General features: G+C 48.3%; 9 protein-coding genes. 1 reads left to right on the top strand and 8 read right to left on the bottom strand.

The window, feature by feature from the left end; genetic code table 11:
- A partial coding sequence (locus tag F4Z13_01730; GenBank protein MXZ47966.1) for a hypothetical protein occupies window positions 1-174 on the top strand: 174 nt, incomplete at its 5' end.
- 6 nt (window positions 175-180) lie between these two features.
- On the opposite strand, the gene F4Z13_01725 is transcribed toward F4Z13_01730, so the two are convergent.
- The 8 genes from F4Z13_01725 to F4Z13_01690 form a co-directional block, all read right to left on the bottom strand.
- Window positions 181-573 carry a PaaI family thioesterase gene (locus tag F4Z13_01725; GenBank protein ID MXZ47965.1) on the bottom strand — a complete coding sequence of 131 codons (393 nt, stop codon included), beginning with the start codon at window positions 571-573 and terminating at the stop codon, window positions 181-183.
- Entirely contained in the window at window positions 570-1745 is a 1176-nt protein-coding gene (locus F4Z13_01720; GenBank protein MXZ47964.1) for an MFS transporter, read from the bottom strand. The genes F4Z13_01725 and F4Z13_01720 overlap by 4 nt, the downstream gene beginning before the upstream one ends.
- Window positions 1746-1783: 38 nt before the next feature.
- Window positions 1784-3070, bottom strand: a complete 1287-nt coding sequence (locus F4Z13_01715) for a cytochrome c (GenBank protein MXZ47963.1) — start codon at window positions 3068-3070, stop codon at window positions 1784-1786.
- A 74-nt stretch (window positions 3071-3144) separates the two neighbouring features.
- On the bottom strand, window positions 3145-3471 hold the full coding sequence (locus tag F4Z13_01710; GenBank protein MXZ47962.1) for an XRE family transcriptional regulator: 327 nt from the start codon (window positions 3469-3471) through the stop codon (window positions 3145-3147).
- A gap of 4 nt (window positions 3472-3475) precedes the next feature.
- Complete coding sequence (locus F4Z13_01705) at window positions 3476-3844, bottom strand: addiction module toxin RelE (protein ID MXZ47961.1); 369 nt, start codon at window positions 3842-3844, stop codon at window positions 3476-3478.
- Between the two features lie 136 nt (window positions 3845-3980).
- Entirely contained in the window at window positions 3981-4472 is a 492-nt protein-coding gene (locus F4Z13_01700; GenBank protein MXZ47960.1) for a hypothetical protein, read from the bottom strand.
- A gap of 68 nt (window positions 4473-4540) precedes the next feature.
- Entirely contained in the window at window positions 4541-4834 is a 294-nt protein-coding gene (locus F4Z13_01695; GenBank protein MXZ47959.1) for a hypothetical protein, read from the bottom strand.
- Window positions 4831-6789, bottom strand: a complete 1959-nt coding sequence (locus tag F4Z13_01690; GenBank protein ID MXZ47958.1) for a heme lyase CcmF/NrfE family subunit — start codon at window positions 6787-6789, stop codon at window positions 4831-4833. Before F4Z13_01690 ends, F4Z13_01695 begins: the two co-directional genes overlap by 4 nt.
- Window position 6790 lies beyond the last annotated feature (1 nt).

Raw genomic sequence — 6790 nt, 5'->3', positions numbered from 1 at the left:
CATACCCGTGCGTGTAATTCCAGCTACTTACAACACGAATGTGCCGAAGTCAGGATCGCCATGGCAAAGGAAAAAGGCTATACGGTGCTCGGGCTTGGAGAAAGAATACTGAGGGCGGAAACAGCTTCGGTGGTAAGCTTGGCACTTTTGCAGTCCCGCTACGGAGATATCTAACCGGGATCAATCAACTAAGGTATAAATGGCAGTGGCCTTTGCCGCGCAAACACCCGAATTCCAGACCTCGCTCTCAACGGGCATTATTCTCCCTTGCCTGAGCACCTTGGCGCGACAAATCGTAACACCCTCCCTGATGGGCTCGATATAGTTTATGTTCATTCCGGACGTGAGGAACTTTTTCCCCTCTTTTGCAACACTGGCAACCGCGACTCCGCAGGCCGCGTCCGCCAAGGTGAAAATGGCACCGCCGTGGAGCATTCCGTAGTGCTGCGTATATTCCTCAAGAAACGGCATGGAAAGCTCCGACTCCCCGTTTTCCATGCGCAGGATCTCTATTTTCATCGTGTCGAAGATCTCCGGGTGACCGGAGGGAAGTCTGATTGGTTGTCTGCTCATATTTTGCGCTCCCTCAAGACTGAACTTCGGGTAAAAAATAAGAAACCTAGAAATACCATAAGCGCTATTGAAACAAACATCGTCCTGAATCCGAAAAGCTCCGCCACGACTCCGAAAACAAAAGACCCCAACATTCCGCCGCCCGTGAACGAGACGCTACTTATGGCAAAAGCTTTCGCCCTGGCCTCCTTGGGATTCGACTCTATTATGATTGAATATATTGAAGGATACACAAATCCGTGCGCGCAGCCGAATATGATTCCGCAGAGAACAAGAAGCTTTACCTCGTGCACAAAACTCAGCATGAAGACACTCAGCCCCAGAAAGAAAACAAAGGGAGAAGCTACTCTCCACTTCCCGTACCTGTCGGGAACCCAACCGAGGAACACCCTGATCGCAAGCACCGAGAGGGTGTAGGAAAGAAAATAAACGTGAAAGTTCTCTATGTTTATCGAAAGAGAGAAGATGGAGACAAAGTTAAACGTCGTTATAAACGCCGCCCCGCATATAAAGAGCGTTGCGGAGGACACAAAGGTAGCTCTGTCCCGAAGACAGTCCGCATAGCTTCGTCCCCCGTCTTTTGGCGCTGGCGCTTTCTTTCCCTCCCGGATCATAAAGGAGACTAAAAAACCCAAAAGCGCCGTAACTGTAAGGAAAAAAACAAAGAAATCAAAACCGAAATTCTTTATCAGGATGGAACCTACGTAAGGCGCAATAGCATAGTTTATTATCGTGAAGACACCGTATATGCCGAGCGCCTGAGCCCTTCTCTGCTCGCTTGAGACATCAATCGTAAGCGCCCCCGCCGCTACAAAGAAAAGGGAGAAGGAGCAACCGTGAACTATCCTGATAACGTAGTAGAGGTAATCGACCCTGTCTAGGAAGGCCAGCGGAAACGTCGAAGCGGCGAGCAGCGCGAACCCCAGCAGCACAAACAGCTTTTTTCCATACCTGTCTGTTATGTGACCGGCGTAAGGAGTAAGAAAAAGGGTGCTTAGCCCCGCAATGCCCATCACGAATCCCACGATCTTTTCAGTTCCTCCAAGCTCGGAAATTCTAATGGGCAGAAGGAGAAACGAATGAAAGTTAAAGAAGTAAAGACACCCGAGAAAGGTTACAAGGACAAAGCTCCTGTTAAGCAGGGGCGGTGGATTTTTCTGCGGGTCGCTCATTTTTTAAAAGAAAGAAATCCTCCAGTCTGAAACCGTCTTTATTCTTCTGAATTCATACTTGAAAACCTGTTCTTGCCGTAGAGAAAATATATGATTCCCACTGCGGCAAAGACAAAGAAGAGTGCCACGGGCAGATATCTGCTCAGGTTGCTCTTAAAAAAGGAAGTATTGGAAACGACTAAAACTATGCCGCCAGGTTTTACGCCAGACAGGACGTATTTCAAAAACGCCTCGTCGTGAATCATGACCTCTTCCGCAACGGCTCGGGGCCGCTCAAGCCGGATTCCAAGCTCCGTTTTTCTTACAAACACCGCAAGCTCCCCGACTTCGTAGTCAAAGCTTATCGAGAACTTCTCCCCGATTTGCGAAAGAGGGAGAGAATAACCAAGGGCAACCCTTTTTATCCCCGGAAGAAAAGGAAGTCTGCTGTAAAGCTTTTCTTCTTTCCTTACAACGGCCTCTGGATTAACTCCGTCTGAAAAAGTAACGTCCACCGCCTTTTCGGGAATCGGAAAGACAAGCGTCGTAGTATCCGAGTCCGCCTGCTCCCCTGTAAAAACGGTGTCGCCCGAGTTCTCAAAGGCGTGAAGGGAAGTTACATTCACCTTGGAGCCCTCGTCATTCGGGTAGATAATCACGTTTAACGACAGTAGGGAGATGTTCTCGTCAGAACTCGTGGTATCGTAGACAGGGAGATCGAGTGTGATTTCATCCTTTCCAGGAAGAAAGACCATTTTCCCCGAAACATACTGAACTCCCTGGTGAAAAAGCGCGATCTCATAGCTTCTGTCCCACCGCAGCGAGGGAAAAGAGAATCTGCCCAGCGAATCCGATTTGGCGAAATGCCGCTCTTCCTTCCTGTCTCCCATGTACGAGATCAAAACGACATCCTGGCCCTCTTGCGGCTTCTGTGTAGTGATGTTCCTTACCTGACCCATTATCGTTCCGCTTTCAGAGAGGCCTGGGGAAGGCGTGTACTCCAGCAGGTAATCGGCAACTCTCTGTGCGTCGCTTTCTGAGAGATTCATGGGTGGCATCGGAGGGTAGCCCTCGTTTATCGGTTTTTTCTTTTTTTCAGAGTAAAGGCTCTCCGGATCCTTGGCCCATCTGATCAGATCATCTCTTGAGTACCTCTCCCCTACACCCAGAAGATCAGGACCCACGAATCTTCCTTTTCCAATCGTATGGCATCTTACGCATTTCCCTTGGATGAAAATTTCCTCACCGGAAGATAACACCTGTGCGGAAACGGAAATCTGCTGAAGAACAAGGAAAAAAAGAAAAAATATGGAGACGGAAAGGGAAAACGTAAACACTTTTTTCATTGTCGCTTTATTCACTCTGGTTTCTGGGACTTAATGGGAATAAATAAAGTTCCGCTCACAAAACAGTATTGGATCTAGAATGCTCCAATGCTAAGTCTGCCTTGTCGTTTTGAACGGGGTTCTCGAATGACAATTTCCACATCCCGTCCCAGTGCTGTCAAGAGGCGTAAGAGCCGCTCCACTGAGTAATCGCGAAAGTTCCCTCGCAGGAGCCGGGAGACATCAGGTTGAGACAGCCCCAGCAATTTCGCTGCATCGACCTGCTTCAGTTTGCGACGGCGAACAATCTCGTCAATTCGGGTAACGAGTTCTGCCTTTAGAAGATGAACCTCGGCTTCTGGATGTCCCAGATCCGCAAACACATTACCGCTTCCACGTTCAACCTTCTCTTCTGTCTCCATCGGTCTAGCCTCCTTCATATGTTTCCTTGTAATGCTGCTCCGCTACCTTCAGTCTGCTCTTGATCAAATCAATATCATGTTTTGGCGTCTCGGCACCCCGCTTGGCCTTCTTTTGGAAGACATGCAGGACATAGACCGCCACCTTAAACCGTACTGTATACACCGCCCGATAGGTATCACCGTCGTGTCGTGAGACAACCTCCAAGACTCTGGACCCCAAACCTCTGAGAGGTTTGGCATCTCGGTGCTTTAGCCCCACCTGTGCTTGGTACAACGCAAAACCAACCCGATCCTGCACCGGATCCGGAAATTCCTTAAGGTTTTCTTTACTTGAACCAACCCATTCTACGGGCTTGAATATCTTCTTTGTCATTTTAGATTATAGCAGTTCTACCATATTCACGCAAATCGGGTGACTTAAACAAACAGATGCTGGCCCAACGAACTTTAATCCGACACAGAAGGATATTAAATAGAGAAGCTATGAAAAGAATCGCGTCGATGGATTTTTAAAGCAATTCTTCAATTATATCCCATCGGTTTCGAAACTCCTCAATCGACCAACCAGCATAATTTTTATAGGGAGGAATATGGACAGTTCTCACATTACTATCTTTTCGTCTTTTTCCTTTTGAAGTCCTACCTTGTAACCAAAGTCGGTGCGCTTTCAAAACTTGCTCTGCCATTATCTTCGAGGGAATTATGAAAAATTCGAAACCCTTATCGTCATTAGCATTGGGCATTCCGCAAAGAACCCACACGAAATTTCTTCCGTAATTAATTTCTGCTTTTTTGCCTACAGAGCAAGTTCGATTGCCAGGAACAAAGGTTTTTACTTGGATGTGAGCAAATTTTGTTCCGTCAACATTACTACATAGGATGTCTGTGTTGGGGGTGTTGCCCAATGCTACAACTGCGACCAAACCCCTTCGACACAGTTCCCCAGCAACAAAAAATTGACTAGCGTTTCCTCTCAGACTCTTGCTTATCGAATCAGGCATTTCTTACACTTATTTCCAACTGACGCCAGTCTCTAACCCACTCTCGAGGTATGTAATTTTCGATATTCTCAAAATACTCTCGATTGGAGTTCCGAGATCTGTTTTGTAACAGCCGCCGCTTTTTCCTTGTACCTTGAGGTAAGCTCGGCGTAGTCCTGCTCGCTGAGCTTGCCCATATCACGGTCAAGCTCTATGTCTTTTATAGAAGAGTAATAAAGGTCTCTTTTCTCGTAAAGCTGTTCAAGTCGGTTAACCTCGGGGCTATCCGCTACGCCCGGCTTCCTGCGACCTAGGAAAAGAGGGTAAACGGTAAAAACCGATACCAGCACCACAAGCAGAAGAGAAATTATGTATTCACTCATGCGCTGAACCCCTTCTTTCTTCGCCTCTCAGGCCACATGGTGACAATCGCTCCAAGGACAATAACAAAGCCTCCCGCCCATATCCAGTTAACCATCGGATTAAGCAGAGCCCTTATGTTCGCCTTTCCGCTCCCATCGACCTCTGAGAGTATGAGATAAAGATCATCTCTGAAAGTGGAGCGAAGCGCGACCTCGGTTTCCTGGTTTATTTCCCTGTTTCCCTCGTATTTATAGATATTTTTTTCGGGATACATGGTCGCGACGCTTTTTCCTTGGTTTTCAATCGAGAGCTCCGCCGAAAATCCGTCCTTAGCGTCGTTTGAGATGAAATGCACTCCATGGAAAACCAGATCGTACCTTCCTAGGGAAAAGGAATCCCCTTTGTCGAGAACAACTTCCTTCTGGGTAACGAAAAGAGAAGAAGCAGTGATTCCTATTACCAGAAGCACCACCCCAAGGTGAACTATGTATCCCCCGTAGCGCCTGCGGTTCCTTGAGATGAGATTAAAAAGAGCTGAAACCGGGTTCTCTCCCCTGCTGCTTCTTACCCTTATACCTCTGAAGTATTCCAAGAACACCGTCCCCGCGACAAACCCGCAGAGCGCGAAGCTTAAAAGCGCTACCGGTTCTTTCATGCCGGAGACAAGAAGCGCCAAAAGAACCACCAGAAAAACCACTGCGGGGAAAACGAAATTTCTCTTCAGGTTTGCCGTCGAAGCCTTCTTCCACGATATAAGCGGACCTATTCCCATAAGCAGGATAAGCACAAGTCCTATGGGCACACCCACAGCGTTGAAATAAGGGGGACCGACGAGAATTTTTTTCCCGGTGAAAGCCTCTGAGAGTATGGGGAAAATGGTTCCCAGAAAAACGGAGAAGGCCGCCGCCAGAAAAAGAAGATTGTTAAACAGAAAGGCGCTTTCCCTTGAAAGAGGGGAATCAAACCTCTCCTCGCTTTTGAGTTCTTTTGACCTGTAGGCAATAAGAGAAAAGGAAAAAAGGAGTAGGATGACCATGAAGCCGACAAAAAGTGGACCTATGTCCGAGCGTGCAAACGAGTGAACTGAAGACACTATGCCGCTTCTGGTTATGAAAGTGCCGAATATGGAGAGAAAAAAGGTGATTATAAGCAGAACCATGTTCCATTTCTTAAGCATCGCCTTTCTCTCCTGAACCATAACGGAGTGAAGAAACGCGGTCCCTGCCAGCCATGGCATAAATGCGGCGTTCTCAACCGGATCCCATGCCCAGTATCCTCCCCAGCCGAGCTCAAGATATGCCCATCTGGCCCCGAGAAGGAGCCCCGCGGAGAGAAACATCCAGGAAAAAAGGGCGTATTTTCTGCAGTTCCTTATCCATTCGTCTCCCAGGCGTCCGCTGAGCAAGGCGGCAATGCCGAAAGCAAAAGGCACCGTAATTCCCACATATCCGACATAAAGAGTGACCGGGTGGATGGCCATGTATCCGTTCTGAAGAATAGGATTAAGCCCCCTTCCTTCCCCGACCGCCACGCCCAGTTTCTCGAAGGGATCTTCTACGTAGGCTATGAGGAAAAGAAAGAAGAGTGAAACGGCGCATAAAACGGCGTTTACGTAAGGGTCCCCACCCTTTTCTCTGCTTCTAAGAACCACGAAAGCCGCGTACAGGGAAAGAACAAAACTCCATAGAAGCAGGGATCCCGCCTGACCGGCCCAAAGTGCCGTCACCCTGTATATCACCGGGAGGTCGGTGCTCGTGTTAAGCGCTACGTACCTGAGCGAAAAATCAAGGGTTACAAGCTCGCAGACAAGGCAGCCTACCGCCACCAGAAGAAGAAAGGCAACCGAGACAAGACCGTTTCCGCCGCTTTGAGCGAATGCGCGGCTCCCCGTTTTCGCGGCAACAGCGCAGACAGCAAGACTGTAGATGGTGATAAAGAAGGAAAGAAGTATGGCTATACTTCCGAGATCAGACATT

The sequence above is a fragment of the Candidatus Dadabacteria bacterium genome (assembly GCA_009837205.1).
GTDB lineage: Bacteria > Desulfobacterota_D > UBA1144 > Nemesobacterales > Nemesobacteraceae > Nemesobacter.
Note: the sequence above shows the minus strand (reverse complement) of the source record. Positions and strands in the feature narration are given on the sequence as shown.